A 25314-nucleotide genomic window follows, 5' to 3' on the forward strand; every position below is an offset into this window, starting at 1 on the left:
TGGCAGACCCACGATCACGCTATTGCTGCTGGACGGAAATCACCGGCGTCGGCGCCACGAACACCTTCGCGTGCATCTGCTCATGACCGCCGCCGCGACGCATGCCGCGCACCGGGCAGGCATCCAGGTAATCCAACCCTACCGCCAGTTTCAAATGCCGCTCCGGGCGGGCCAGCTGGTTGGTCACGTCAAAGCTGTACCAAGCGTCATCCAGCCAGGCTTCGGCCCAGGCATGGCTTGCAAGGTGCGTGCTGTCCTCGGAATACAAATACCCCGACACATACCGCGCAGGGATCCCCAGGCTGCGTGCGCAGGCCAAAAACGCGTGAGTGTGGTCCTGGCACACGCCCGCACGGCCGGCGAAGGCCTGGGCGGCGCAGGTGTCGACTTCGGTCGCGCCCGGCGTGTAGACCATCGCTTGGTTAAGTGCATGCATCAGGTCGATCAACGCCGTGCGATCGCGACGTTGATGGCAATGCTGGTCGGCAAAGCCGCGCAGCGCTTCATCGGGCTCGGTCAAGCGGGTGCAGCGCAGGAACGGGAATGCCGATTGGCTCTCGTGCTCGGCCTCGCGCAGTTCGTCGATGTCCACTTGGCCACGCGCACCGATGATGATGGCGTCGTGGGGTTCATCCAGGGTCAGCACATGCAGGATGTTGCCGAACGGGTCCACCTGGGCACGCACCGGACGCGGGAGGTCGAGTTGCCAACTGAGCACATGCTGGCGCTCGCTGTCATGGGGCGTCAGGCGCAGGTACTGGATGCTGGCGCGCACCTGGTCTTCGTAGTGGTAGGTGGTTTCGTGGCTGATGGAGAGTCTCATGCGGCCTCCAGGTAGGAACTGTAGATGGCGTCGCCCAATTGGCGGACCAAGGGGATAAAGTCGGTCAGCCAGGCATGCAGGCCTTCCTCAAGGATTTCATCAATGGCGGTAAAGCGCAGGCGCGCATCCATCTCGGCGGCCAGGCGCTGGGCCGGGCGGCCGTTGATGCCGGGCAGGCTGGCCAGGATCTGGTCAATCTCTTCGCTGCAGGCACGCAGTGAGCGCGGCACATCGGCGCGCAGCAGCAGCAACTCAGCGACTTGCCGGGCGCCGGGCGCATCGCGATAAATCTCAGTGTAGGCCTCGAACGACGACAAGGCCCGCAGCAAGGCACTCCATTGATAGTAGGCATGCGCAGTGCCATCGGTGACGGCTTCGGCCCGGTCACCGGCCATTTCATAGCGTGCGTCCAGCAAGCGCAGCGTGTTGTCGGCGCGTTCGATAAACGTGCCGAGGCGAATAAAGCGGAAGGCATCGTTGCGCATGATGGTGCCGTAGGTGGCGCCCCGGAACAGATGGGAACGCTCCTTGACCCACTCACAGAACCGACTCATGCCATAACGGCTCAGGCCCTGATGGGCGATATCACGGATATCCAACCAGGTAGCGTTGATGTTTTCCCACATGTCGGCGGTAATTCGCCCACGCACCGCATGGGCGCTGGCCCGTGCAGCGCCAAGACAACTGTAGATACTGGCCGGGTTGGCCGCATCCAGAGCAAAGAAGTGCAGCAGGCGTTCAGCGTGCAATTCACCGTGACGTGCGTGGTAATCCTCCAGGGTGCCGGTGATCAACAGCGGCATGGCCAGTTCATGCAGGCCATCACCGCGCCCATCCTGGGGCATCAGCGACAGCGAATAGCTGACGTCGAGCATGCGCGCGAGGTTCTCCGCGCGTTCAAGGTAGCGCGACATCCAGTACAAATCCGAGGCAGTTCTACTCAACATGGCATCAGTCCTCGACCACCCACGTGTCTTTGGTGCCGCCACCCTGGGACGAGTTGACCACCAGCGAGCCTTCGCGCAATGCAACGCGGGTCAAGCCGCCGGGGACCACACGGGTTTCCTTGCCGGACAACACGAACGGGCGCAGGTCGATATGACGGGGCGCAATGCCGTTTTCAACAAACGTCGGGCAGGTGGATAAACACAGGGTCGGCTGGGCGATATAGGCGTGGGGCTTGGCCTTGATACGGGCACGGAAGGCTTCGATTTCCGCTGCGGTGGACGCCGGGCCCACCAGCATGCCGTAGCCGCCGGAGCCTTGGGTTTCCTTCACGACCAGGTCGGGCAGGTTGGCCAATACATGGGAAAGTTCGTCGGGCTTACGGCACTGGAAGGTCGGAACATTCTTCAGGATCGGTTCTTCATCCAGGTAAAAACGGATCATCTCGGTGACGAAGGGGTACACCGACTTGTCATCCGCCACCCCGGTGCCGATGGCATTGGCCAGCACCACATTGCCGGAGCGGTAGGCCGCGAGCAGGCCGGGCACGCCGAGCATGGAGTCCGGGTTGAAGGCCAAGGGGTCGAGGAAGGCGTCATCAAGGCGACGGTAGATCACGTCCACGGCCTTGGGGCCATCGGTGGTGCGCATGAAGACGCGGTCATCGCGCACGAACAGGTCGGCGCCTTCCACCAGTTCCACGCCCATTTCACGGGCCAGAAAGGCATGTTCAAAGAACGCGCTGTTGAAGCGGCCCGGGGTCAATACCACCACGCTGGGGTTGTCCAGGGGGCTGGAGCTTTTCAGGGTATCCAGCAGCAGGTTGGGGTAGTGATCGATGGGCGCGATGCGTTGGGCGGCGAACAGTTCGGGGAACAGGCGCATCATCATCTTGCGGTCTTCGAGCATGTAGCTGACGCCGCTCGGTGTACGCAGGTTGTCTTCCAACACGTAGTACGTGCCGTCGCCATCGCGGACGAGGTCGACCCCGGAGATGTGGGCATACAGGTCGCGGTGCAGGTCCAGGCCTTGCATGGCCAGTTGGTATTGCTCGTTGGCCAGCACCTGTTCGGCAGGGATGATCCCGGCCTTGATGATGCGTTGTTCGTGATACAGGTCGGCGAGAAACATATTGAGCGCCTTGACCCGCTGGATGCAGCCGCGCTCGACAATCCGCCATTCGCTGGCAGGGATGCTGCGTGGGATGGTGTCAAAGGGGATCAGGCGCTCGGTACCCTGCTCGTCCCCGTAGAGCGTGAAGGTGATCCCGGCGCGGTGGAACAGCAAATCGGCTTCGCGCCGGCGTTGCGCCAGCAGTTCAGCAGGCGTGTCGGCCAACCAGCGGGCGAACTCGCGGTAATGAGGCCGGACCTGCCCTGCCCCATCGTACATCTCATCGTAATAAGTGCGGATCATGCCGAACTCCTTGTCACCCGGACGCAAGAACCATCGCAAGGCCCGTGCCAGCGGCATAAACACTTAAAAATCAGTGAGTTAAATAAACATAAAAATCTGACCGCACCGTCCTGGTGCGCAGAATGCCCGGTGCACAGCCCCACGCTTCATCGCAACGCGGGCTTTGACTATCAACAGCATAGCCAGAGTTGATTTCACTGCCCGGCCAAGCCTGCGGATAATCACAACCATCTGCTGAACAGGATGCGTCCTACAGGTTCAGCCCACCGCTCTTCCCTTTAGGCCACCCTCTCTGGGTGGCTTTTTTTTGGTGCAGAAAAGTGGGCTACAAGTTCCGAGTAGTTTTCCTACAGCACAAACAAAATCGGCCGACCCAAAGGTCAGCCGATACGCTGTGGTTCTCATACTGCTAACTGCTACATGGGTAACCCACGCACCTCCTGCTTCACGCCCCATCCCTCGATGATCCCGCCCAGCGGCTCGACCACCGCCTCAAAGTCTTGCTCGAAGTCTCCTATGCCGTCGTAGGTAGCGAACATGATTTTGCTCAGTTCCAGGTACCAGGCGCCATCGTCGCGCGCACTGACCTGGGCATTCAGGGATTCCCCGCGAAACTCACCCGCAGCCCTGCGCGCCCGTTCCTCATCCGGGAAAATGGCGTAGAACTCAATGGGGTGAAAACGCGAAAAGTCGAAGCCGCCCTCTTTCATGCGGCGCAGAACGTTGGTGCTGATGTCTTCTTGATAGGCTGTGCTCATGAAAAGTGCTCCTCAAATTGATGGATAGACTTTCCGTGCTTCCCGAAGCCCACGCCGTACTGGCGTGGGGACTACGGCAGTAACATCACCGCTGGAAAACAAGCATGTAGCTGACAAGACCAGACCTTAGCGATTCATTCGCTGATCTCATTTGCAGAGTAGCGCGAAGCTATCACCTCCACCAGAGGCGCTTTAAGGGTGGACAGGGAATATTCAGGCGGCAGGAGAGATGTCGAGGATCTGGATACTGTTCTGGTCTTTGAGGATCTTGACCGTAGGCTCGGGCTTGCGGCCCTCCAGGTCGTTGAGGTCCAGTTCGGCGGCAACGGGCACCAGTTTGTTGCGAATCATGTGTGCCGCATCTTCGAGGCTGGGCTTCTGGTCACAGGTGAACTGTTCAACGGACTGCACGCCGTGATCATCAACGAAGGTAATCTGCCACTTTTGCATCGGTGCCTCCTCGATAAAACCCGTGTGTGGGCTTACCTCTATCTGGACCTTGGGGGCTTGGCAAACGTTCCACCCAAGGTCGGAGACACCCGATCAACTGCGCTTATTTTTCAGCGTGTTCTTTCAAGGCTTTCAAGGTGTTGAACGGCGCGTCCACCACAAATTTGTTGGCCAACCACGAAGGCACGCTGCCACCTGGTTCGGTGTGCACCTGGTAAGTGACTTCGGTCTGGTTGTCGCCCTTTGGCACCAGTTTCCAGAAACCGTCGACCTGAGCCACGCGGACGTAGCCTTTTTCTTCAGGCTTGTAGGTCGGGACACCTTCGAGTTTACGCGTCAGCGTGCCGTCGGCGGCCTTGGTCGTGGTGATATGCAGGTAGGAATCGCGATCGGTCACGGGGAACGGGGCTTTGAATTGGGTGTAGGTCCAGCTCTCGTCACCTTTCTTATCGACCAGCTTCTGGGACTTGCACTCGTGAATCCATTTACAGGCACCGGCCACGTCTTCCTGCAAGGCGACGATTTTTGCCAAAGGCGCCTTGATCGTGGTCACACCGCGATACGCCTTGTACTTGGAGCCGGCCACTTCGCTCAGGGACACCTTGATACCGTCTTCATCCTTGGCGACTTGCCAATCCTCAGCCTGGGCAGTGGCAGCAAACAACACCGTAAAACCGCACAGCACAGCCATTCGTTTCAGCGAACCCATTGTTGTATTCCTTATTGTCGAAGTTCCGAAAAAAGTTCCGATAGTAAAGCCCATCAAGCCGCCGTCATCTGCTCCCACCAGCCGATCAAGCGAATCGCATCGGCCTGGTCGGTGCCGCAGACCTCAATATCCGCCTTGAAATCGCTGCACACCGCCGGTCGCTCCGGTTGCCCGAACAGCAGGCATAGCTGTTCGACCGACAGGTGCAGGCAGCGTTCGCCGGCCGGTTTGCCTTGTGGCATGCCCGGTAATGGCGAACTGATGGAGGGGGCGATGCAGCAAGCGCCACAGCCTTCACGGCAATTCATGACCAGCAGGTCCTCGACGACTCAATGTGGATGGCCGGGCTAGAGTACGCCCTAAAACAGCCGTTTTAAAATGGTCTAACAGGGGTTTTTCGCAGAAAACAAAAGTGACTGACCAGTCTGCGACAGATGGTCGAAGGGACACGTCACGTCTGGGGGAAAAGTTTACTGCTTGAATTCGAAATCCAGCGCTGCACCTTCCACATCGCGCCGCTCTTCATTGCGCAATTGCAGCCTCATCTCATTGCTGAGCAGGCGGCCGTTGATCTGGAATGCACTGTTGTCGGTGGGCTTCTCGCCGAACATCGGCGGCAGCAGGGGCACGCTCTTGGGCTTGGGCATGGTACCGATGGGCTGCAAGTGCCTGACCATGTCCGAAGGCAGTGACAGGTCCAACTGTGCAGGGGGCAATTGCGTCTGGGCCACTTCACGGGAGGCCTTGGATTTGCTCGCAGCACGTTTTTTGGCAGTGGCCGCGTTCTTCTTCGCAGCGGGCGCTTTTTTGGCCGGCGCCGGTTTTTTCGCAAGGGTCTTCTGTTCAGAGCTGGCAGCAGGCTTGGTTTCGCTCACAGGGGCCGCCGCCAGCGCTGTGCTGACGTTGCACAGGCTTAACAGGCCAATTACCAGAACAGCGCGAAAAATCTGAGTCATATTGCCTACAGCATTAACGGCAGAGGGCCATATGCTCGCTTGTTGTGCACGGCATGACAAGCGTGGTGATCAGCCCACTGTCGGAGTTGTCCCTTTTTTGCGCCTCAGAGGCCGGCTGCAGTTTCCTGGCATAACTGGCTGGCCAGCATCCCCAGGGTCATCAGCGCCCGCTCTGCCTCGCGGTTCCACGGCGTACCGCAGTTAAGGCGAATGCAGTGGTTGAACTGTTCTGTGTTGCTGAAAATCAACCCTGGCGCAATGCTGATGCCCTGTTGCAGGGCACGCACGTGCAGTTCCTGGGTATTGACCCGTCCGGGCAAACTGACCCACAGGATAAAACCGCCGGTCGGGCGAGTCATCTGCGTGCCTTCGGGGAAATACTGCTGCACCGCCAGTTGGAAAGCGCTGAGGTTCTTGCGGTATTCCTGACGGATGTAGCGCAGGTGCCGGTCGTAGCCGCCATTCTCAAGATAAGCGGCAACGCCCATCTGCGTGACACTGCATGCGGAGTGGGTGCTGAACATCTGCAGGCGCTGGATTTCCTGCTGGTACTTGCCGGCGATCATCCAGCCGATGCGCACGCCGGGAGACAATGTCTTGGAAAAACTCGAGCAATAGATCACCCGGTCCAGGCGGTCATAGGCTTTCAGGGCCTTGGTGCGGCCGAGCTCGAACATCAGTTCGCCGTAGATATCGTCCTCGACAATCTGGATATCGAAATCCGAGCCCAGGCGCAGTAACTGTTTTTGCCGTTCTTCGGGCATGGTGCCGCCGAGCGGGTTGCTCAGGCGCGTGGTCAATACCAGCGCCTTGATCGACCATTGGTTCGCCGCCAGTTGCAGGGCTTCCAGGCTCATGCCGGTAGACGGGTCGCTGGGAATCTCGATGACTTTGAGGCCCAGCAGATCGGCCAACTGCAGCAGGCCGTAATACGTCGGCGACTCAGCGGCAATCAGGTCGCCCGGGCGCGTCAACACCCGCAGTGACATCTGTAAGGCATCGACGCAACCGTGGGTGATCACCACTTCGGAAGGATCCACCACCACACCCGCATCGCGCATGCGGATCGCCACCTGACGGCGCAGCGGTTCGAAACCGGGGCTGAACATATAGCTGAAGGCCCGAGGGCTCTGAAAGCGCGTGACCTTGGCCAACTGCTGGTGCAATGCCCGTACCGGCAGGTAATCCACGCTCGGCACCGCGGCACCCAACGGGAACACCCCTTCGCGGCGGGATTCGCCCAACACTTGCTGAATGATGCTGCTGCGGGTGACCAACCCCGGCCGCTCGACCCGCGCGATGTCCGGCGTGGGGGCCGTGAGCGCGGGTGTCTGATGCACGTAATAACCGGACTGCGGACGTGCCCGGATCAGCCCCTGGTCTTCCAGGTTGGCGTAGGCCTGCAACACCGTGGCGTGGCTCACGTTGAGCTGGGAGCTCATCTTGCGCACCGAAGGCACGCGCTCCCCCGGTTGATAGACACCGCGCCGGATATCCTCAGCCAGTTGCTGGGCGATACGTTGGTAAAGCAACAGATTGGTCATGACGCAGCACTCGATTTCACGGGTATTTTATTTTTGTGTGAAACATACCGGCACAGTTTAGAAGTGTACGGGGACAGTTGCCACAATAGTCGAGCGCGGGCGGGAGTGACAGTAAAAACTGTAGGGCGGGTGACTGGGATTTCAGGTGCACATAAAAAATGTGGGAGGGGGTTTTACCCCCTCCCACATTTTTGATCTGCGCCAGGCTTCTAGCGGGCGGCGCCCAACTGGCCTTTAGCGTCGGAGAACACAATTTCCACCCGACGGTTCTGCGCCCTGCCCCGCTCGGAGGCATTCGCTTCGACCGGGTACTGGTCGCCATAACCCTCGACCTGGATGCGTTTTTCGTCGATCCCCAGGTCTACCAGTACATCGGCCACCGACTGTGCGCGGTCGCGGGACAGTTTGAGGTTTTCCCGCTCACCGCCGGTGTTGTCGGCATACCCCTCGATGCGCACCACACGCTTGGGGTTCAGTTGCAGGAACTGTACGATTTTCAGCACAGTGCGGTTGGCCGAGTTTTTCAGCTCCGCCTCACCGGTGTCGAACAGCACGTCACCCAGGGTCATCACCAGGCCGCGATCGGTCTGGGTGGTGGCCAGGCTGGCGATCTGTTCTTCAAGCCACTTACCTTGCTGCTGCACGCTGATCAGCTTGCTTTCACGCAGCGCCAGTTGCAGGCGCTGGCGTTCCAGCTCGAGCTTGGCGCCGCGCTCTTCGTTGAGCGCCTGTTCGGTGTGTTCGCGCGCAATGGCGCTGTAGCGCTGGCTCAGGTAGGCGTAATGCACCACGTCGGCGCCGCTGCCCCAGTAGCTGGACAAGCGATCGGCGCGGGCCAGGGACTCGCCGGCACGGATCACATCCTTGGGCGCGATGCGTAACACATTGGCGTCTTCCTTGACCTTCTGGAAGTCACTGCCCGCCTGCTGCAAGGCCTGCTCGCCATTGGGGTGGCTGGCGCAACCGCCCAGCACCGCACTGCCCAACAACACGGCACAGCCCAAACCACGGATCATCGGGCTCATTGGGCCTCCCCCAGTTGCAATTGCTTGCGCAGACGGGTGATGCGGGTGTTAAGCACGTTCAGTTGTTCCTGGCTCTTGCGGGTCAGCACTTGGGCTTCGGCCAGGCGCGCGTCCAGCTCGGCCTGTTCGGCCTGCATGCGTGCGTCCTTGTAGGATTGATCGGCCATGTCGGCCTTGGCCTGGGCGAATTTGTCTTCGGCCAGTTTCAGTTCGGGTGATTCATCGGCACTGGCACCCACGGCGCCGGCTTGTTCCAAGGCTTGCTGGGTGAGGCGTATTTGTTCATTCGGCGCAGGATCGGCTGCACATCCCGCCAGAGCGACAACGGCGAGGGCCGCGAAAAGAGGTCGAAGAGTCACTGAAAATCCCTACTTTGTTGGGGTGCCGACGGGTTGCTGCAATTGTGCTTTCCAGCGCTCCAGATTGCGCTGCAGCGCGGTTTCCGCCACACCGGACGCGGGCAATTCTGTCATCTTTTTAGCGAGCTGTCCGCGTAACCACGGATCATTGCAGGCCGAGTTGTGGGAAATCGCCAGGTACAGGCCCGGCTGATCGATGGGCACGTCGCGGGCGATCAGGTCATTGCTCATGCCCAGGCTCTGCGCCATGGCCATGCCGGAATAACGGCTCGCCAGCACATAGTCCACTTCCCCCAGCAGCAGCTTCTGGAACGCCGGCGTCAGTGAAGGCAAGCGCTGCAGGCTCAGTTGCTGGCCGGCGAAGGTCTCAAAGTCGGCGCTCAAGCGTGCACGCTCCGACACTGCACCTTTGTGCCCGTGCAGGTCGGCCGCCGTGGTGTACGCCAGCGCCGAATCCTTGCGCGTCCAGACCAGGTAGTCGAGCTGCACCAGCGCCGGGTGAATGTAGTCGAGGGTTTCCAGTTCGCCCAGGTTCAGCGGCGCATCGGCCAGGATATCCATTCGCCCGCTGCGCACTTCATCCAGGGCCAGGGAGCGTTTGCCGCCGTAGAGCAGGTCGATTTTCAACCCGAGGTCCTTGGCCACTTGCTGCAACACATCAGCGGTGGCGCCGATCAGGTGCGTGGGGTCTTGCGGGTCGCGCCAGAGCAAAGGCGGTGCGTCCGGGCTGCCGGTGATCACCAGGCGGTCGCATTTGCCGGCGGCCAGCGTCAGGCTCGGCAGCAGTGTGAGGCCCAGCAGTACGGCCCAGGGGCGCAGTTCCATGGCGAGTGTCTCCAGCAAGTCAAAAAAAAGCCCGGTCACAAGGACCGGGCTCTTTATAAGTGAAGCGACTGGATTAGACCAGCTTCTCCAACTCGGGTACGGCTTCGAACAAGTCCGCCACCAGGCCGTAATCAGCCACCTGGAAGATCGGTGCTTCTTCGTCCTTGTTGATCGCAACGATCACTTTGGAGTCTTTCATACCGGCCAAGTGCTGGATCGCGCCGGAGATACCGACGGCGATGTACAGCTGTGGCGCGACGATCTTGCCGGTCTGGCCGACCTGCATGTCGTTCGGTACAAAACCTGCGTCGACGGCCGCGCGGGAAGCGCCGACCGCAGCGCCCAGCTTGTCGGCCAGGGCGTACAGGTGCTTGAAGTTGTCACCGTTCTGCATGCCGCGACCGCCGGAAACGACGATCTTGGCAGCGGTCAGCTCAGGACGATCCGACTTGGCCAGCTCTTCGCCAACAAAGCTGGATGTACCCGCATCGTGGGCAGCCGCAACAGCTTCAACGGCAGCCGAACCACCTTCAGCGGCAACCGGGTCGAAACCGGTGGCGCGGACGGTGATGACTTTGACCGAAGCGTTCGATTGAACGGTGGCGATGGCGTTACCGGCGTAGATCGGGCGCTTGAAGGTGTCGGCGCTTTCGACCGAGATGATCTCGGAGATCTGGTCAACGTCCAGCTGCGCGGCAACGCGTGGCAGGATGTTTTTGCCGTTGGAGGTGGCGGCAGCCAGGATGTGGCTGTAGCCAGCGCCCAGCTCTGCAACCAGCGGGGCGACGTTTTCCGGCAGTTGATGAGCATAGGCCGCGTTGTCGGCGACCAGTACTTTGCTCACGCCAGCGATTTTTGCAGCGGCTTCAGCCACGGCGCCAACGTTTTGGCCGGCGACCAGGACGTGGATATCACCACCGATTTTGGCGGCGGCGGCGACAGTGTTCAGGGTGGCCGGGGCCACAACCTTGTTGTCGTGTTCTGCGATTACCAAGATAGTCATGGTTAGATTACCTTCGCTTCGTTTTTCAGTTTCTCGACCAGTTCAGCCACCGACTTGACCTTGATGCCCGCGCTGCGTGCAGCCGGTGCTTCAACCTTGACGGTCTTGTTGGTGGAGGCGGTGGAAACGCCCAAAGCATCCGGAGTCAGCACTTCAAGAGGCTTCTTCTTGGCTTTCATGATGTTTGGCAGGGACGCATAACGCGGCTCGTTCAAACGCAGGTCGGTGGTGACGATGGCCGGCAGTTTCAGCGAAACCGTCTGCGCGCCGCCGTCGATTTCACGGGTCACCGCTACGCTGTCGCCGTTCACTTCAACTTTCGAAGCAAAGGTGCCCTGGCCGTAACCGGTCAGTGCAGCCAGCATCTGGCCCGTCTGGTTGTTGTCGCTGTCGATGGCTTGTTTGCCGAGGATCACCAGTTGAGGCTGTTCCTTGTCGACAACAGCTTTGAGCAGCTTGGCCACGGCCAGGGAGGTCAGCTCTTCAGCGGACTCGACCAGAATAGCGCGGTCGGCGCCCAGCGCCAGGGCGGTACGCAGCTGCTCTTGAGCAGTGGTCGGGCCGATGGAAACCACGACGATTTCAGTCGCCACGCCTTTCTCTTTCAGGCGTACGGCTTCTTCCACGGCGATTTCGCAGAACGGGTTCATCGACATCTTGACGTTAGCGAGGTCGACGCCGGAATTGTCCGCCTTGACGCGAACTTTCACGTTGTAATCGACAACGCGTTTGACAGCTACAAGAACCTTCATGGATTCCTCGTTACTCTCCGGTGAAAAGAAAGTCGCCTAGGCGAACCTGGCGGTTGATGCTCATCGGCACACAAGGGCACCTCCAAAAACGTCGGCGGATGACCTTGCTCACGGGAAATGATGACCGTTCGTCAGTGGTGACTGAGAGGTCATTCTTTATCGCAGCGTGTAAACTGCGCGCCATCGTTTGGGCGCGCGTCACCTGTCGTGCTTTTGGACGTGCTCTTGAAACCTGCTGTCTGCCTACGGTAAGCGCAAAACCGACCGTATATTGACCGGAACGCCTATTCTGGTCAATACGGCAAAATAGCCAGTCATAAGCCGCGCCTCTTTGATTTACCTAGCCTGTGGGCAATTCAAACAAACGTTTGTATTGGACGCTGGCAGTGGTGTAGATATAATGCGCCACCTAGAGAGAAAGGTGGGTCATCCCCTGCCATTTGGCGCAGTGATGACGGACACGACACCGAACCTCCACCCATTAGAAAAAAAGCCTGTTGAGCCTTGAGTAGGAGATAGCCTGTGGAACGCGAATACATGGAATTCGACGTGGTCATCGTCGGCGCTGGCCCGGCGGGCCTGTCTGCCGCCTGCCGACTGAAGCAGAAGGCCGCCGAAGCCGGTAAGGAAATCAGCGTCTGCGTGGTCGAGAAAGGCTCCGAAGTCGGCGCACATATCCTGTCCGGTGCCGTGTTCGAACCACGTGCCCTGAACGAACTGTTCCCGGACTGGAAAGCACTCGGCGCCCCGCTCAACACCCCCGTGGTGCGCGATGACATCTATGTACTGCGCAGCCCCGAAGCCTCCACCAAGGTTCCCGACTTCTTTGTGCCCAAGACCATGCACAACGAAGGCAACTACATTATCTCCCTGGGCAACCTGTGCCGCTGGCTCGCCCAACAGGCCGAGAACCTCGGCGTGGAAGTCTACCCAGGCTTCGCCGCCCAGGAAGCGCTGTTCGACGAAAACGGCGTGGTCCGTGGGATCATCACCGGTGACCTCGGCGTCGACCGTGAAGGCAACCCCAAAGAAGGCGTCTACACCCCAGGCATGGAACTGCGTGGCAAGTACACGCTGTTCGCCGAAGGTTGCCGTGGCCACATCGGCAAGCAACTGATCCAGCGCTTCAACCTGGACAGCGACGCCGACGCCCAGCATTACGGCATCGGCTTGAAGGAAATCTGGGAAATCGACCCGGCCAAGCACCAGCCAGGCCTGGTGGTGCACACCGCCGGTTGGCCGCTGGACATCATGAGCGCCGAGAACACCGGCGGCTCGTTCCTGTATCACCTGGAAAACAACCAGGTGGTCGTCGGCCTGATCGTCGACCTGTCCTACAGCAACACCTTCCTCTCGCCTTTCGATGAGTTCCAGCGCCTCAAGCACCACCCGGTGTTGGCCCAGTACCTCGAAGGCGGCAAGCGCATCAGCTACGGCGCCCGTGCCATCTGCAAAGGCGGCCTGAACTCGCTGCCGAAGATGGTCTTCAAGGGTGGCGCGCTGATCGGTTGCGATCTGGGCACGCTGAACTTCGCCAAGATCAAAGGCAGCCACACCGCGATGAAGTCCGGCATGCTCGCCGCCGACGCCGTGGCCGACCGCCTGTTTGCCGAGTCCGAAGGCGGTGATGAACTGACCGCTTACGTCGACAGCTTCAAGTCTAGCTGGCTCTACGAAGAACTGTTCGCCAGCCGCAACTTCGGCCCGGCGATGCACAAGTTCGGCCCGATCATCGGCGCCGGCTTCAATTGGTTCGACCAGAACATCCTGGGCGGCAAGATGCCGTTCACCCTGCACGACACCAAGCCGGACTACGCCTGCCTCAAGCTGGCCAAAGACAGCAAGAAGATCGACTACCCCAAACCCGACGGCAAGCTGAGCTTCGACAAGCTGAGCTCGGTGTTCATCTCCGGTACCAACCACGAAGAAGAGCAACCGTGCCACTTGAAGCTCAAAGACGCGAGCATCCCGATCGGCACCAACCTGCCGCTCTACGATGAACCGGCGCAGCGCTACTGCCCGGCCGGCGTGTATGAAGTGATCACGAAAGAAGATGGCGAGAAGCGCTTCCAGATCAACGCCCAGAACTGCGTGCACTGCAAGACCTGTGACATCAAGGACCCTTCGCAGAACATCACCTGGGTCACGCCGGAAGGTGCGGGTGGGCCGACTTACCCGAATATGTAAGCCTTTTTACGGGTGAAACCCGGTCAAATGTGGGAGGGGGCTTGCTCCCGATAGCGGTGGGTCAGCTACAGATTTGCTGACGGATACACCGCCATCGGGAGCAAGCCCCCTCCCACATTTGGATATGTGTTTTGCCTGGAATGACTATGCAGCCCGCTCTTCGCCGGGGTTGCGCTCGAAGTAGCGCTTGTACTCGCGACTGAATTGCGACGTACTCTGATACCCCACGTTATGCGCCGCCTGTGCCACCCCCATGCCTTCCACCAACAGCAACTGCTGGGCTTTGAGCAACCGCAGACGCTTCAGATATTGCACCGGCGACAACAGCGTGCAGCGCTTGAAGTGCTCATGAAAAGTCGACGCACTCATGTGCGCATACCCCGCCAGCGTCTCGATATTCAGCGGCTCGGCATAATGGGCATGCAGGTGATTCAACGCCGTCGCAATCCGCGAAAACTGCCCCTGCTGTTCCACCAACGCCCGCAACACATCCGCCTGTGGCCCACGCAATGCGGTGAAGAGTAATTCCCGTACGCGTGCCGGGCCCATGATCCGGCTTTCCAGCGGATCGTGCAGGCACTGCAACAACCGCTCGACACACCCGCGCATCGCATCATCGAGCACCACCGAGCTCATCGACTCCAGCGTCTGCGCCGTCGGCGGCGGCCCGGCCTGAATGCCCATGGCCATCACCAACTCGCCCAGCACCACGCGATCAATGCCCACCGTCACGCCCAGCAGCGGCGCATCCGGCGCCATGGCAAACGTCTCGCACTCGAACGGCACCGGCATCGCCTGGATCAGGTAGTGCCCGGCGCCATACTCCAGCGTACGCGGGCCCAGGTAGGCGACTTTGCTGCCTTGGGCGACAAACATCAGGCTCGGCTCATAGATCTGCGGCCCGCGTGCCACGTCGCAACTGGCACGCAATACCTGCACACCGGGCAAGTGTGTCGGCGAGAAACCGTCACGGGGCGTCAGCCCCTCAATCAGGGCAACCAGCGGGGCGTTGGCATCAAGATGGCGGGTCAACAACATGGCAAAAAACTTCGCTGAAAAGGGATGAGAGCATCATCGCAGGTCCGGCGACACAAAAACCCAAACACAGGGCACTCCCGGACGAATAGGCATGAGACTCGGAGCAATCACCATGGCCGCATCCGGGACCGGCGCGGAAAATGGCCCGCCTCACTTTCCAACGCTTTTGCGAGGTTCCACCATGTACACCGCCATCGGTTATGCCGCTCAGTCGGCCACCACTCCCCTCGCCCCCATGTCCTTCCAGCGCCGCAGCCCGCGCGTGGATGACGTGGCCATCGAGATCCTCTACTGCGGCGTGTGCCACTCCGACATCCACCAGGCGCGCAACGAATGGGGCATCGCCGTGTACCCACTGATGCCGGGCCACGAGATCGTCGGCAAGGTCACCGCCGTCGGCGCCAACGTCACCGCGCATAAAGTCGGCGACCTGGTGGGCGTGGGCTGCATGGTTGATTCGTGCCGTCACTGCGACGCGTGCAAAGCGGACCTGGAGCAATATTGCCTCGAAGGCCCGACCATGACCTACGCCACCCCGGACCGCGTAGACGGCAGCAACACCATGGGCGGTTACTCCGACAGCATCGTGGTCAGCGAACACTTCGTGGTGAAGATCCCAGCCAAGCTCGACCTGGCCAGCGCCGCGCCGATCCTGTGCGCCGGTGTCACCATGTACTCGCCGATCAAGCACTACGGCATCAAGGCCGGCGACAAGGTCGGCGTATTGGGCATGGGCGGCCTGGGCCATATGGGCATCAAGCTGGCCAAGGCGATTGGCGCAGAAGTGACCTTGTTCACCCGCTCCGCGAGCAAGGCTGAAGAAGGCCGTCGCCAGGGCGCCGATCACGTGATCGTGTCCACCGACGCCGAGCAGATGAAAGCGGCCGCCGGGCACTTTGACTTCCTGCTGGACACCATCCCGGTGCAGCACGACCTGAACCCCTACCTCGACGTGCTGCGCTTTGACGGCGTGCACATCCTGGTCGGCCTGATCGAACCGGTCGACCCACCGGTCAACGCCGCCAAGCTGATCATGGGCCGCAAAGTCCTGGCCGGTTCCTTGATCGGTGGCATTGCCGAAACCCAGGAAGTCTTGGATTTCTGCGCCGAGCACGGCATCAGCTGCGACATCGAAATGCTCGATATCCGCAACATCAACGAAGCCTACAGCCGCATGATCGCCGGCGATGTGAAGTACCGCTTTGTCATCGACATGGCGACCTTGAAGGTCTGATCAGCCTTTAGCGCCCAACTCCGCTGACAGCCGCGCTGCCACCTGTTTGATCACAGGGATCAGCTCGGCCATCTTCTCCAGCGGCATGTAGGGCACGGTACTGGCGATGCTGATGCCGGCGACGATTCGCCGGCTGGCATCGCGCACCGGTGCCGCCACGCAGCGAATCGACGGTTCGTTGTCTTCCAGATCGAACGCATAACCGCCCACCACGTATTCACGCATGCGCTGCTCGAACTGTGCCCAGGATTGCTCCGGGTGCTGTGGCCATTGCAGGTTTTTCCCACCCGCCGGCAGGCTGGTCTCATACAAACGCTGCCACTCCTCGACAGCGTCATCCAGCAGCATCGCCTTGCCCACGCCCGTACGCGCCAACGGCATGCGATGGCCCACCCGCGAGCGCATTTCCGGGCCGTTGCGACCGGGGTTCTTGTGCAGGTACAGCACGTCGTCGTATTCGCGGATGGCCAGGTGGATGGTGTCGCCGGTCAGTGCCGACAGCTCATCCAGATACGGGATGGCCAAGGTCACCAATGGCAGCTCCTCGCGCGCCTGAAAACCCAGCTCGATCAACTTCGGCCCCAGCAGGTAACCGACTTGCGGCACCACGCGCAGGTAACGTTCCTCCACCAGGCAACTGGCCAGTCGGTGCGTGGTGCTGCGGGTGGTGCCGATACGCCGGGCGATCTCTTTCAGATCCCGCGCACCGGCCGCCACCGCCTGCACCACGCCCAGGCCTCTCAGCAGGGTCTGGGTGCCGGTGGGGGCGGCTTCTTTGACGGGGGTGTGGGCGTTTTCCTGCATATCGGGCCTATTAGTGTGAAAGCGGGGGCATTATGGCAAATACCGACCCTCAATACAGTGGCGATCCAAATGCGGGAGGGGGCTTGCCCCCTCCCACATTTGAATCTTCATAGGGCTCGGGATCAGCGTTGCTTCATGCGGTCGATGATGACCGCAAGCAACAGGATCGAACCCCTGATCACATACTGGTAAAAGGTATCGATGTTCTTCAGGTTCATCGCGTTCTCAATGATCGCCAGGATCAACACCCCGGCAATCACATGGCGGATCATGCCGATGCCGCCGCTCAGCGATACCCCGCCCAGCACGCAGGCGGAGATCACTGTCAGCTCAAAGCCCTGGCCGATCATCGGCTGGCCGGAGGTCATGCGCGACGCGAGGATGACCCCAGCCAAGGCGCCAACCAAACCGTGTACGGCGAAGATGATGATCTTGGTGCGATCGACGTTCACCCCGGCCAGCAGTGCGGCTTCCTGGTTGCCGCCAATCGCCATGGTGTTGCGCCCATAGGTGGTGTAATTCAGCAGCCAGCCGAAGAACACAAAACACAGCACGGTGATGATGATCGGCACGGGCACGCCCAGCAGCTGGCCGTTGCCGAACACGAAGAAACCTTCGTCCATCACGCCGACGGCCTTGCCGTTGGAAAAGATATAGGCCAGGCCGCGCACGATCTGCATGGTCGCCAACGTGGCGATCAACGCATTGATGCGCAGCTTGGCGATGACGATGCCATTGATCAGCCCCACCACCAGCCCCATGGCCAGTGCCGCCGACACGCCGAGTGCCACGCTGTCGGTGTCGCGAATCACAATGCCCGCCACCACGCCGGCGCAGGCAATCACCGAGCCCACCGACAGATCGAAGTGCCCCGATGCCAGGCAGAACAGCATGGTGCAGGCGGCAATGCCCACGGTGGAAATCGCCAGGCCCAAGCCACGCATGTTCAGCGGTGAAAGGAAGTTGTCGATAAACAACGCACTGAGCAAAAAGATACCCAGCGCGGCGAGCAGCATCACCCAATCATCGAGAAACTTGCGCTGATTGAACCCCGGCCAGAAGCCCTTTGCAGTTTTTACCTCAGACATCATTCACCTCGAATTCATCAAGCCCGCGAACGCGGGAGAGCCAGTTGCAACAGCCGAGCCTCATCCGCTTGATCGCGGGTCAATTCACCCGTGAGGGCACCTTCGCTCATCACCAGGATGCGGTCGGAGATGCCCATCACTTCCATCAGGTCGCTGGACACTACGATCACCGCAATACCACTGGCCGCCAGGTTATGGATGATCTGGTAGATCTCCGATTTGGCGCCGATATCGATGCCACGGGTCGGCTCGTCCAACAGCAGCACTTTCATCGGCATCGACAGCCAGCGGCCAAGAATGGCCTTCTGCTGGTTGCCGCCGGACAGGTACATGATTTTCTGTTCGGCATTCGGCGTTTTGACTTTCATCGCCTGGATTTGCTGGTCGGCGTTGCGTTTTTCCCAGCCGTCACGCAGCAGCCAGCCGAACGTGGAATGGGCACCGCGCGCGCTGATATTGATGTTCTCGGCCACGCTGGACAGCGGAATGATGCCTTCCTTCTTGCGGTCTTCCGGGCACAACAGCACGCCGGCAGCGATGGCATCGCGGGGTGAATGCAGCGGCAGTTTTTGCCCACAAAGCTCAAGGCTTCCTGCGGTGCTGCGGGTCAAACCACTCAGCAGCCGAAACAGCTCCGTGCGCCCCGCCCCGACCAAGCCGAACAGGCCAAGAATCTCGCCTTTGTGCACCTGCAGATTGACCGGCTCACGCAGCCCTGGGCCAAGCAAACCGTCGACCTTGAGCGCCACTTCGCCCCGCTCACGCGGCCGGTAGTCGTAGATGTCCTGGATATCGCGACCGACCATGCACGTCACCAACTGGTCATGGGTCAGCGCGCTCATGTCGTCGAACGTGCGCACGTAGCGGCCGTCCTTGAACACCGTGACGGCGTTGCAGATGCGGAACACTTCTTCCATACGGTGCGACACGTAGAGCACCACTTTGCCCTCGTCGCGCAGGCGCGTGATGATCGCCATCAAGCGGTCGATCTCGCGCGCCGAGAGGCTGCTGGTGGGTTCGTCGAACGCGATCACATGGGCACCACGGGACAATGCCTTGGCGATTTCCACCAGTTGACGCTGGCCCAGGGACAGGCGGCCGAGCTTTTCCTCCGGATCAATTTCATCCGCCAACCCCTTGAGGCAGGCCAGCGCCTGCTTACGCAACAGGCTGCGATTGACCACACCGAAACGCGACGGTAAATGCCCGAGGAACAGGTTCTCGGCCACGGTCATTTCCGGCACCAGGTGCAGTTCCTGGTGAATCACCGCCACGCCGCTGGCAATGCTGTCGGCGGCGTTTTTGAAGGCCATGGTTTGCTCGCCGATCTGCAGCGTGCCACTGCTGGGTATATAGGCGCCGCCAAGGATTTTCAGCAGGGTCGACTTGCCCGCGCCGTTTTCGCCCATCAACGCGTGCACCTCACGCGGCCGCGCTTCAAAGCTGATCTGCGCCAGCGCTTTCACACCGGGAAATTCCTTGCCGATGCCATTGAAGCGCAAGGCCGCGCCGGTCATTTCCACAGCCCGATTTTGGTCAGTTCTTCCTGGAAGTTGGCGCGGGTAATCAGAGTCACTTCGTCCATCGCGGTGTACTTGGCGGGCTCTTTACCGGTGGTGACCCACTCGTACATCGCCAGCGCCGTGTTGTAACCCTCGATATGCGGACTAGGCAGCATCGAGCCGAAGAAACCGCTGTCGGCTTTCTTCAATTCGCCGATGGCGTCGGTGCCATTGATGCCGATACCGATCACGTTGGCGGCTTTGAAGCCGGCGCTTTCGGTGGCGCGCACGCCGCCGAGTACGGTGTTGTCGTTCATGCCGCCGATGATCAGGTTTTTCGCACCGCTGGGCAGCTTGACCAGGGCCGAGTTGGTGGCGTCCATGCTGCCGGGAACATCCAGGGTCTTGAGGGCGGCGGTCAGGATGTGGTCCTTGGGAATCCCCGCCTCTTCAAGGGATTTGATCGAACCGTCGGTGCGTTTTTTGCCGGTGTCGAGTTCGTTATAGGTGTTGATCACGGCGTAGGTGTCTTTCCAGTCCCAGCCACGTTTTTTCGCTTCGGCGGCCATGGCCGCGCCCTGCTTCTGGCCCACTTCGAACGCGGCCATGCCCAGGTAGGGCACGTCTTCCATGAAGTTGCCTTTGGCATCGACAAAGCGGTCATCCACCGCCATTACCTTGAGGCCATTGACCTTGGCTTTGGCAACGATGGCCGGGCCGAGGGATACGTCAGGCGGGCAGATCACAAAGCCTTTCGCGCCATTGGCGGCCAGGCTGTCGATGGCCGAGAGGGTCTTCTCACCATCCGGTACGGCGATCTTGATCACGGTAAAACCATGTTCCTTGCCGGCTTTTTCGGCGAAGGCCCACTCCGTCTGGAACCAGGGTTCTTCGGCCTGTTTGACCAGGAAACCGATCTTCACTTCTTCGGCGAACGCAACGCCGCTGAACGCCATCGCAAGCGCCAGGGCGCCTAGGGTCTTCTTGAACATGAACCACCTCATTCTTGTTATTGGAAAACGATTTAGTCGTGGTACATCACCGACCGCCCACCATCGATCATCAGGCAGGTGGCATTGATAAAGGGCGCCTCGTCGGTCGCCAGGAACAGCGCAGTCATCGCCACTTCAATCGGCTGGCCGATGCGCTTGGGCGGGTGCAGGTCGAACGCGCGCTGGCGCTCGGCCTGGGGGTCGGGGAAAGCGTTCCAGTAGTCGACGTTGAGCTGGGTTTCGATGTAGCCCGGCGCGATGGCATTCACGCGGATGCCCTTGGGCGCGTATTCAATGCCGAGGGCACGCGTGAGGCCGAGCAGGCCGTGCTTGGCGACGGGATAGGGAAAGCAGCCGGGAATGATGTGACTGGAATGGGTGGAAGCAATGTTGATGATGTTGCCGATGCCCTGCTCGATCATGTGCGGCAGCACCGTGCGGCAACCGTACCAGGCGCCGTCGAGGTCGATGGCGAAGCAGCGGCGCCAGTCCTCGTCAGTCATTTCCAGCGGGTCGCGGAACACGTTGACGCCGGCGCAGTTGACCAGCACGTCCACGCGGCCGAAGCGCTCGATGGCGAGGTTCACCAGCGACTGCCATTGCTCTTTGGAGGTGATATCGACGGCTTGCGCGTAGATATCGGCACCGCGTTCGCGCCAGTGGGCGGCGACCTGTGCGACTTTGTCGCCTTGGATATCCGCGATTACCAACTGCGCCTGTTGGGCCTGAAAGCACGCAACGATGGCCTCGCCAATGCCTTGGGCGGCGCCGGTGATGATCACCACTTTGCCTTTGAGGCGCTCGCCGTAGGTTGGCTCGGGCACGGCGGGAAGTGACAACGGTTGTGCCTGCATCGCTTCACCTGTTTTATTTTTGGTAGTGAGTGCTGATGCAGCCGACTATAAACCCATCATTTGAAATATCTCAATATATAAATTTGCATCCCATATTATGAGCAAAAGCACAAAAAATTGTGGGAGGGGGCAAGCCCGGTCCCACAGTTGATCTTCAGTGTTTGAAGACAGGGGTTAGCCCAGTGCAAAGTCGCGCAGCGCATCACCTTCCATGCGATAGCGCACCCATTCCTCCTGCGGCTGGGCGCCGATGGATTTGTAGAAGGCAATCGCCGGCTCATTCCAGTCCAGCACGCTCCACTCAAAGCGGCCGCAGCCGTTATCGAAGGCGATCTTCGCCAGGTGGCGCAACAGCTTCTTGCCCGCCCCGCCGCCGCGCTGTTCCGGGTTGATGTAGAGGTCTTCCAGGTACAGGCAGTTACTGCCCAGCCACGTGGAATAGCTGAAAAAGAACACCGCAAAACCAATCGGCACGTCATCGCGCGAGCAGATCAGGCCATGGGCGGTGGCGCCCTCGCTGAACAGGCTGCGCTCAATGTCCACCACACTCGCGATCACTTCGTGCCGGGCCTTCTCGTACTCGGCCAGCTCAGTGATGAACGTCAGGATCTGCGCAGCATCGCTGGGCACGGCGGGGCGAATCTGGATGGTCATGGGCGAGCCTTGGCAATTTCAAAGCACACATACTAAGGCGCTTTCATGACGAGTTGCAGCGCAATTTCGTGGTCACCGGCACACAAAATCTTACAGGTGACACAAGACCGTTCGTCGCCATCAAGGCACGAACACGAAACCAGGGCTGACCAATAGTAGGTAAGGACATTAATCATATGGAGACACCCTCATGAAAAATTCCAAGTTTGCTGCCCTCGCCCTCACCGGCCTGTTGTCTGCTGCGTCGCTGAGCGCCTTTGCCGCCAGCTCGACCACCGGACCGACCGATCCAACGCCGGATGCCACCACCGAATCGCAGAAATCCATGGGCACGGGCCTCGACACCAATGGTGGTGCGATCATCCAGCCGGGCGCCGATCCTCGCACCCAGGGCAATGACACCCAGCGCCAGGCGCCTGCCGCCGTCGGCAACGGCAAGATGGGCCCTGCGATCAATCAGCCGAACATCAACAAGGGCGATGATTCCAACGTCCCAGGTGCGCCAAAACAACCTGCGCCTTGATCCACCGACTGCAAGACGAACACCCGATCATTTCCCAGTGAAGAGGTACGCATGAACGTCGACAAAGACCTTGAAAAAGAAGTCCTCACCCGCCTGCTGCACGCTCACCCCCATGGGTTGGGCAAGGAGGTGCTGGATAACTACCGCGGAGAGAAAGTGGTCGCCAGTGCCTTGGCATTTCTGCAAGACCGCGGGTTGATCAAGGATGGGCATGTGACCACCGACGACGCCGGTGAATACGCGTTGAATTTGCCTATCAAGCTGACTGCGTCGGGTGTGGATGAGGCGCGCAAGCTGGAGTCTGAAACCAGCCAGTAGCCTTTCTAATGAGCTAAATGTGGGAGGGGGCTTGCCCCCTCCCACATTTCTCGACTGTATTTACTGCTCGAGCAGGGCATCGACTTCGGCGGTGCCAGGGGACGTGGCCGGGCCCCAACGCGTCACGGCCAGTGCCGCCGCCGCATTCGCCCGCTGTGCCGCTTGAGCGGGTGCCAGGCCATTGGCCAACCCTGCGATAAACACACCGGCATGGGCATCCCCTGCGCCGTTGCTGTCTACTGCCTTCACCTTGAAGCCCGGTACATGTTCCGCCTGGCCCTCGCGGCTGACCCAGCAACCGTTCGGCCCATCACGCACCACCAGCAAAGCGTTCGCGGGCAGGTGACGATTGAGATCGACCAGCGCCTGCGCAACCGTACTCGCACCGGTAAACGCCAGCGCTTCCGGACCGTTGCTCGTCCAGATATCAATACGCGGCAACAACGCCACCATCAGCGCCGAATCCGGTGCCTTGACCAACGGCCCCGGGTCGAACACCACAGTGATCTCACGCGGTAGCGCCAAGAGCCAATCGAGCAACGCCTGTGCCTTGCCTTCCAGCAATAAGCTGTAGCCGCTGACGTACACATAATCGTCCAATTGCGGCAGCACGCCCGCCAAGTCCTCGGCGCTCAAATCACCTTCGGCGCCGATATGGGAAATGAACGTGCGCTCAGTGGTGGCCTCGGTCAGCGACACACATAAGCCGGTGTCTTTATCCGTGCTGGGCGCCTGGGCCATCTCCACGCCCTCGGCCTGCATCGCCGCTCGCGCCAGGTCGCCGAAGCGCCCGTTGCCATGACGCCCCAGGTAGACCACCGGCAACCCATTACGCCGCGCGGCGGCCATTACATTAAAGCCACCGCCGGCTTCGAAACTGGCCGATTGCGCGAGCACGTCGCCGCCGGTGGCGGGCAAGGTATCGAGGGCCATGACCAGGTCGACGATGACCTGGCCGGTGTGCAGCAATCTAGACATTAGCGCTCTCGACTAAAGCCGGGCGACGGTCAGACGCACCGCCCAGTACCGCATAAATCCCGCCGGCCACCAGGAAGGTGACGATCCAGCCCAGCCCGTTGTGGCCCAGCCAGGAGTCCGACAACGGCCCGGCGAACCAGATGTTTTCGGCGGTGGTGCCGATGGTGGTGAAGCTGAAACCCAACACGATCGCCACGGCCCAGGCGCCGAACGCACGCCACTCCACGCCGCCGCGATACCAATAGGCGCTGCTGGGGCTGACGTCCAGCAGGTCCTTGGGGCTGTAGTAGTGACGGTGGATCAGGTCGACCACGAAGATACCGACCCACGCGGTAATCGGCACCGCCAGCAGCGAGATGAAGGTGATGAAGGGGCCGTAGAAACTGTCGGCGATCAGCATGAAGTAGATCGAGCCGGCGAAGATCGCCACGATGTCGACGATCACCGCATGCACGCGCTTGACCTTCAAGCCGAGGGTCAGCGTGGTGAGGCCGGCCGAGTACACCGAGAGGTTGTTGGACAGCAGCAGCCCGCCGAACGCGGTGATCAGGTACGGCACCGCCATCCAGGTCGGCAGCATGTCGCGGATCGCGATGATCGGGTCGGTGGCCGAGGCCAAGTCATTGTTGCCCACCGACAGCAGGCCGCCGAGGGTGATCAGCAACACCAGCGGAATGCCCGCACCAAACGCGGCCGACGCCACCAGGCGCACCGCCTTGACGCTGCGGTGCTGGTAACGCGACATGTCGGCACCGGCGTTGGCCCAGCCAATACCCGTACCGGCGGCCATGGTGCCGACGCCGATGATCATCGCACTGAGCGGTGCCGGGGTAGCGTTGAACACTGCGCTCCAATCGATGGTGGCGCAGAGGAAACCGCCGACCAGGATGTTCAAGGCGCCGAACACGTAGGTGGCCCACTTCTGGATCACCAGCAAGGTCGCGTGGCCCAGGCCGGAAACGGACAGGGTCAGCAACACAAAGATGGCGATGAAGATCAGCGTGAGGACCGGCGCGCTTTTCGCCTCTACCGGTGAACCGAACAGGATCGAACACAACGACAGCAGCACGAAGGCGGCGGTGGTGGTGTTGACCGTTTCCCAGCCCAGCCGTGACATTAGCGACACCAACGTCGGGCCGATATTGCCACGCACACCGAAGATGGCGCGGGACAGCGTCAGGCTCGGGGCACGGCCGCGACGGCCGGCGATGGAGATGATGCCCACCACCGCAAAAGAACCGGCGGCGCCAAGGATCGCGACGATGACGGCCTGCCAGATAGCCAGGCCACGAAACGCGACCAGGGTTGCGCCAAGCGGCAAGCCGAGGATGCTGATGTTGGCCGCGAACCACACCCAGAACAATTGCAACGGGTGACCGTTGCACTCGGCCTCAGGGACCGGTTCGATGCCGCGCGTTTCCAATTGCCCGGCGCTTTGGCCGGAAGAGGTGCTGCTCATGATGGGGTGCTCCTGGTGCCTGTATTGTTGTGGTTGTGGCAGAGAATCAAAGCGAAATGTCTATTCGGCCTCCATAACTCGACGCTATCGAATGTGTGGCTTGCTCGCGCCCACATGT

The 25314-nt window shown here is 60.6% G+C and carries 27 protein-coding genes; 4 read left to right on the plus strand and 23 right to left on the minus strand.

Features of this window, described 5'->3' with window-relative positions; all coding sequences use genetic code 11:
• Nucleotides 1–19 precede the first annotated feature (19 nt).
• The 14 genes from ACI512_RS27605 to ACI512_RS27670 form a co-directional block, all read right to left on the minus strand.
• Nucleotides 20–823, minus strand: coding sequence for a transglutaminase family protein (locus tag ACI512_RS27605; RefSeq protein ID WP_015885392.1), 804 nt, complete (start codon nt 821–823; stop codon nt 20–22).
• Entirely contained in the window at nt 820–1770 is a 951-nt protein-coding gene (locus ACI512_RS27610) for an alpha-E domain-containing protein (protein WP_236379310.1), read from the minus strand. Before ACI512_RS27610 ends, ACI512_RS27605 begins: the two co-directional genes overlap by 4 nt.
• A 4-nt stretch (nt 1771–1774) precedes the next feature.
• Complete coding sequence (locus ACI512_RS27615; RefSeq protein WP_236379308.1) at nt 1775–3184, minus strand: circularly permuted type 2 ATP-grasp protein; 1410 nt, start codon at nt 3182–3184, stop codon at nt 1775–1777.
• 416 nt (nt 3185–3600) lie between these two features.
• Nucleotides 3601–3942, minus strand: a complete 342-nt coding sequence (locus tag ACI512_RS27620; RefSeq protein ID WP_015885395.1) for a ribonuclease E inhibitor RraB — start codon at nt 3940–3942, stop codon at nt 3601–3603.
• A gap of 213 nt (nt 3943–4155) precedes the next feature.
• On the minus strand, nt 4156–4392 hold the full coding sequence (locus ACI512_RS27625) for a hypothetical protein (protein ID WP_015885396.1): 237 nt from the start codon (nt 4390–4392) through the stop codon (nt 4156–4158).
• Between the two features lie 103 nt (nt 4393–4495).
• Nucleotides 4496–5101: an START domain-containing protein gene (locus tag ACI512_RS27630; protein WP_064052618.1), complete on the minus strand. Its 606-nt coding sequence runs from the start codon at nt 5099–5101 to the stop codon at nt 4496–4498.
• Nucleotides 5102–5154: 53 nt separating this feature from the next.
• Nucleotides 5155–5409, minus strand: coding sequence for a YkgJ family cysteine cluster protein (locus tag ACI512_RS27635; RefSeq protein WP_015885398.1), 255 nt, complete (start codon nt 5407–5409; stop codon nt 5155–5157).
• Nucleotides 5410–5571: 162 nt separating this feature from the next.
• Nucleotides 5572–6057, minus strand: a complete 486-nt coding sequence (locus ACI512_RS27640; RefSeq protein ID WP_236379306.1) for a translation initiation factor 2 — start codon at nt 6055–6057, stop codon at nt 5572–5574.
• 104 nt (nt 6058–6161) lie between these two features.
• A complete protein-coding gene (locus tag ACI512_RS27645) occupies nt 6162–7601 on the minus strand; it encodes a PLP-dependent aminotransferase family protein (protein ID WP_236379304.1) in 1440 nt (479 codons plus the stop codon).
• Between the two features lie 209 nt (nt 7602–7810).
• Nucleotides 7811–8626, minus strand: coding sequence for an OmpA family protein (locus ACI512_RS27650; RefSeq protein ID WP_064052617.1), 816 nt, complete (start codon nt 8624–8626; stop codon nt 7811–7813).
• Nucleotides 8623–8985, minus strand: a complete 363-nt coding sequence (locus tag ACI512_RS27655; protein WP_015885402.1) for a DUF4398 domain-containing protein — start codon at nt 8983–8985, stop codon at nt 8623–8625. The genes ACI512_RS27650 and ACI512_RS27655 overlap by 4 nt, the downstream gene beginning before the upstream one ends.
• Before the next feature lie 9 nt (nt 8986–8994).
• Nucleotides 8995–9810, minus strand: coding sequence for an ABC transporter substrate-binding protein (locus ACI512_RS27660; protein ID WP_064052616.1), 816 nt, complete (start codon nt 9808–9810; stop codon nt 8995–8997).
• A 73-nt stretch (nt 9811–9883) separates the two neighbouring features.
• Entirely contained in the window at nt 9884–10813 is a 930-nt protein-coding gene (locus ACI512_RS27665; RefSeq protein WP_122313494.1) for an electron transfer flavoprotein subunit alpha/FixB family protein, read from the minus strand.
• A 2-nt stretch (nt 10814–10815) separates the two neighbouring features.
• Nucleotides 10816–11565: an electron transfer flavoprotein subunit beta/FixA family protein gene (locus tag ACI512_RS27670; RefSeq protein ID WP_015885405.1), complete on the minus strand. Its 750-nt coding sequence runs from the start codon at nt 11563–11565 to the stop codon at nt 10816–10818.
• A gap of 522 nt (nt 11566–12087) precedes the next feature.
• Here ACI512_RS27670 and ACI512_RS27675 point away from each other — a divergent pair.
• Entirely contained in the window at nt 12088–13752 is a 1665-nt protein-coding gene (locus ACI512_RS27675) for an electron transfer flavoprotein-ubiquinone oxidoreductase (protein WP_015885406.1), read from the plus strand.
• Between the two features lie 144 nt (nt 13753–13896).
• Here ACI512_RS27675 and ACI512_RS27680 read toward each other — a convergent pair whose 3' ends face one another.
• Nucleotides 13897–14790 carry an AraC family transcriptional regulator gene (locus tag ACI512_RS27680; protein ID WP_015885407.1) on the minus strand — a complete coding sequence of 298 codons (894 nt, stop codon included), beginning with the start codon at nt 14788–14790 and terminating at the stop codon, nt 13897–13899.
• A 181-nt stretch (nt 14791–14971) separates the two neighbouring features.
• Between ACI512_RS27680 and ACI512_RS27685 the strand changes: the two genes are divergently transcribed.
• Nucleotides 14972–16024 carry an NAD(P)-dependent alcohol dehydrogenase gene (locus ACI512_RS27685; protein ID WP_015885408.1) on the plus strand — a complete coding sequence of 351 codons (1053 nt, stop codon included), beginning with the start codon at nt 14972–14974 and terminating at the stop codon, nt 16022–16024.
• On the opposite strand, the gene ACI512_RS27690 is transcribed toward ACI512_RS27685, so the two are convergent.
• The 6 genes from ACI512_RS27690 to ACI512_RS27715 form a co-directional block, all read right to left on the minus strand.
• On the minus strand, nt 16025–16828 hold the full coding sequence (locus tag ACI512_RS27690; protein ID WP_015885409.1) for an IclR family transcriptional regulator: 804 nt from the start codon (nt 16826–16828) through the stop codon (nt 16025–16027).
• Between the two features lie 122 nt (nt 16829–16950).
• Nucleotides 16951–17916: an L-arabinose ABC transporter permease AraH gene (gene araH / locus ACI512_RS27695; RefSeq protein WP_046035678.1), complete on the minus strand. Its 966-nt coding sequence runs from the start codon at nt 17914–17916 to the stop codon at nt 16951–16953.
• A gap of 17 nt (nt 17917–17933) precedes the next feature.
• The gene (araG, locus tag ACI512_RS27700) at nt 17934–19433 is read right to left on the minus strand and encodes an L-arabinose ABC transporter ATP-binding protein AraG (protein ID WP_236379300.1); all 1500 of its coding nucleotides are present in this window, start codon (nt 19431–19433) and stop codon (nt 17934–17936) included.
• The gene (locus ACI512_RS27705; RefSeq protein WP_043205762.1) at nt 19430–20410 is read right to left on the minus strand and encodes a substrate-binding domain-containing protein; all 981 of its coding nucleotides are present in this window, start codon (nt 20408–20410) and stop codon (nt 19430–19432) included. Before ACI512_RS27705 ends, araG begins: the two co-directional genes overlap by 4 nt.
• A gap of 32 nt (nt 20411–20442) precedes the next feature.
• Entirely contained in the window at nt 20443–21264 is an 822-nt protein-coding gene (locus ACI512_RS27710) for an SDR family oxidoreductase (RefSeq protein ID WP_043205764.1), read from the minus strand.
• 174 nt (nt 21265–21438) lie between these two features.
• A complete protein-coding gene (locus ACI512_RS27715; RefSeq protein ID WP_015885414.1) occupies nt 21439–21918 on the minus strand; it encodes a GNAT family N-acetyltransferase in 480 nt (159 codons plus the stop codon).
• A 190-nt stretch (nt 21919–22108) separates the two neighbouring features.
• Here ACI512_RS27715 and ACI512_RS27720 point away from each other — a divergent pair, with 190 nt between their 5' ends.
• The gene (locus ACI512_RS27720; RefSeq protein ID WP_015885416.1) at nt 22109–22441 is read left to right on the plus strand and encodes a hypothetical protein; all 333 of its coding nucleotides are present in this window, start codon (nt 22109–22111) and stop codon (nt 22439–22441) included.
• Nucleotides 22442–22492: 51 nt separating this feature from the next.
• Nucleotides 22493–22759 (plus strand): hypothetical protein, encoded by a 267-nt coding sequence (locus tag ACI512_RS27725; protein WP_015885417.1) that lies wholly within the window; start codon nt 22493–22495, stop codon nt 22757–22759.
• Nucleotides 22760–22819: 60 nt separating this feature from the next.
• On the opposite strand, the gene ACI512_RS27730 is transcribed toward ACI512_RS27725, so the two are convergent.
• Both ACI512_RS27730 and ACI512_RS27735 read right to left on the minus strand, forming a co-directional pair.
• Complete coding sequence (locus ACI512_RS27730; RefSeq protein WP_236379297.1) at nt 22820–23737, minus strand: PfkB family carbohydrate kinase; 918 nt, start codon at nt 23735–23737, stop codon at nt 22820–22822.
• Nucleotides 23730–25196, minus strand: coding sequence for a cytosine permease (locus ACI512_RS27735; protein WP_015885419.1), 1467 nt, complete (start codon nt 25194–25196; stop codon nt 23730–23732). Before ACI512_RS27735 ends, ACI512_RS27730 begins: the two co-directional genes overlap by 8 nt.
• Between the last annotated feature and the right edge of the window lie 118 nt (nt 25197–25314).

This window comes from Pseudomonas petroselini (assembly GCF_045037875.1).
Taxonomy (GTDB): Bacteria; Pseudomonadota; Gammaproteobacteria; order Pseudomonadales; family Pseudomonadaceae; genus Aquipseudomonas; species Aquipseudomonas petroselini.

Bases quoted from the DNA above. Each gene is read 5' to 3' on its own strand.
- ACI512_RS27605 (WP_015885392.1), bottom strand. From the start codon at position 823: ATGAGACTCTCCATCAGCCACGAAACCACCTACCACTACGAAGACCAG.
- ACI512_RS27610 (WP_236379310.1), bottom strand. From the start codon at position 1,770: ATGTTGAGTAGAACTGCCTCGGATTTGTACTGGATGTCGCGCTACCTT.
- ACI512_RS27615 (WP_236379308.1), bottom strand. From the start codon at position 3,184: ATGATCCGCACTTATTACGATGAGATGTACGATGGGGCAGGGCAGGTC.
- ACI512_RS27620 (WP_015885395.1), bottom strand. From the start codon at position 3,942: ATGAGCACAGCCTATCAAGAAGACATCAGCACCAACGTTCTGCGCCGC.
- ACI512_RS27625 (WP_015885396.1), bottom strand. From the start codon at position 4,392: ATGCAAAAGTGGCAGATTACCTTCGTTGATGATCACGGCGTGCAGTCC.
- ACI512_RS27630 (WP_064052618.1), bottom strand. From the start codon at position 5,101: ATGGGTTCGCTGAAACGAATGGCTGTGCTGTGCGGTTTTACGGTGTTG.
- ACI512_RS27635 (WP_015885398.1), bottom strand. From the start codon at position 5,409: ATGAATTGCCGTGAAGGCTGTGGCGCTTGCTGCATCGCCCCCTCCATC.
- ACI512_RS27640 (WP_236379306.1), bottom strand. From the start codon at position 6,057: ATGACTCAGATTTTTCGCGCTGTTCTGGTAATTGGCCTGTTAAGCCTG.
- ACI512_RS27645 (WP_236379304.1), bottom strand. From the start codon at position 7,601: ATGACCAATCTGTTGCTTTACCAACGTATCGCCCAGCAACTGGCTGAG.
- ACI512_RS27650 (WP_064052617.1), bottom strand. From the start codon at position 8,626: ATGAGCCCGATGATCCGTGGTTTGGGCTGTGCCGTGTTGTTGGGCAGT.
- ACI512_RS27660 (WP_064052616.1), bottom strand. From the start codon at position 9,810: ATGGAACTGCGCCCCTGGGCCGTACTGCTGGGCCTCACACTGCTGCCG.
- ACI512_RS27665 (WP_122313494.1), bottom strand. From the start codon at position 10,813: ATGACTATCTTGGTAATCGCAGAACACGACAACAAGGTTGTGGCCCCG.
- ACI512_RS27670 (WP_015885405.1), bottom strand. From the start codon at position 11,565: ATGAAGGTTCTTGTAGCTGTCAAACGCGTTGTCGATTACAACGTGAAA.
- ACI512_RS27680 (WP_015885407.1), bottom strand. From the start codon at position 14,790: ATGTTGTTGACCCGCCATCTTGATGCCAACGCCCCGCTGGTTGCCCTG.
- ACI512_RS27685 (WP_015885408.1), top strand. From the start codon at position 14,972: ATGTACACCGCCATCGGTTATGCCGCTCAGTCGGCCACCACTCCCCTC.
- ACI512_RS27690 (WP_015885409.1), bottom strand. From the start codon at position 16,828: ATGCAGGAAAACGCCCACACCCCCGTCAAAGAAGCCGCCCCCACCGGC.
- araH (WP_046035678.1), bottom strand. From the start codon at position 17,916: ATGTCTGAGGTAAAAACTGCAAAGGGCTTCTGGCCGGGGTTCAATCAG.
- araG (WP_236379300.1), bottom strand. From the start codon at position 19,433: ATGACCGGCGCGGCCTTGCGCTTCAATGGCATCGGCAAGGAATTTCCC.
- ACI512_RS27705 (WP_043205762.1), bottom strand. From the start codon at position 20,410: ATGTTCAAGAAGACCCTAGGCGCCCTGGCGCTTGCGATGGCGTTCAGC.
- ACI512_RS27710 (WP_043205764.1), bottom strand. From the start codon at position 21,264: ATGCAGGCACAACCGTTGTCACTTCCCGCCGTGCCCGAGCCAACCTAC.
- ACI512_RS27715 (WP_015885414.1), bottom strand. From the start codon at position 21,918: ATGACCATCCAGATTCGCCCCGCCGTGCCCAGCGATGCTGCGCAGATC.
- ACI512_RS27720 (WP_015885416.1), top strand. From the start codon at position 22,109: ATGAAAAATTCCAAGTTTGCTGCCCTCGCCCTCACCGGCCTGTTGTCT.
- ACI512_RS27725 (WP_015885417.1), top strand. From the start codon at position 22,493: ATGAACGTCGACAAAGACCTTGAAAAAGAAGTCCTCACCCGCCTGCTG.
- ACI512_RS27730 (WP_236379297.1), bottom strand. From the start codon at position 23,737: ATGTCTAGATTGCTGCACACCGGCCAGGTCATCGTCGACCTGGTCATG.
- ACI512_RS27735 (WP_015885419.1), bottom strand. From the start codon at position 25,196: ATGAGCAGCACCTCTTCCGGCCAAAGCGCCGGGCAATTGGAAACGCGC.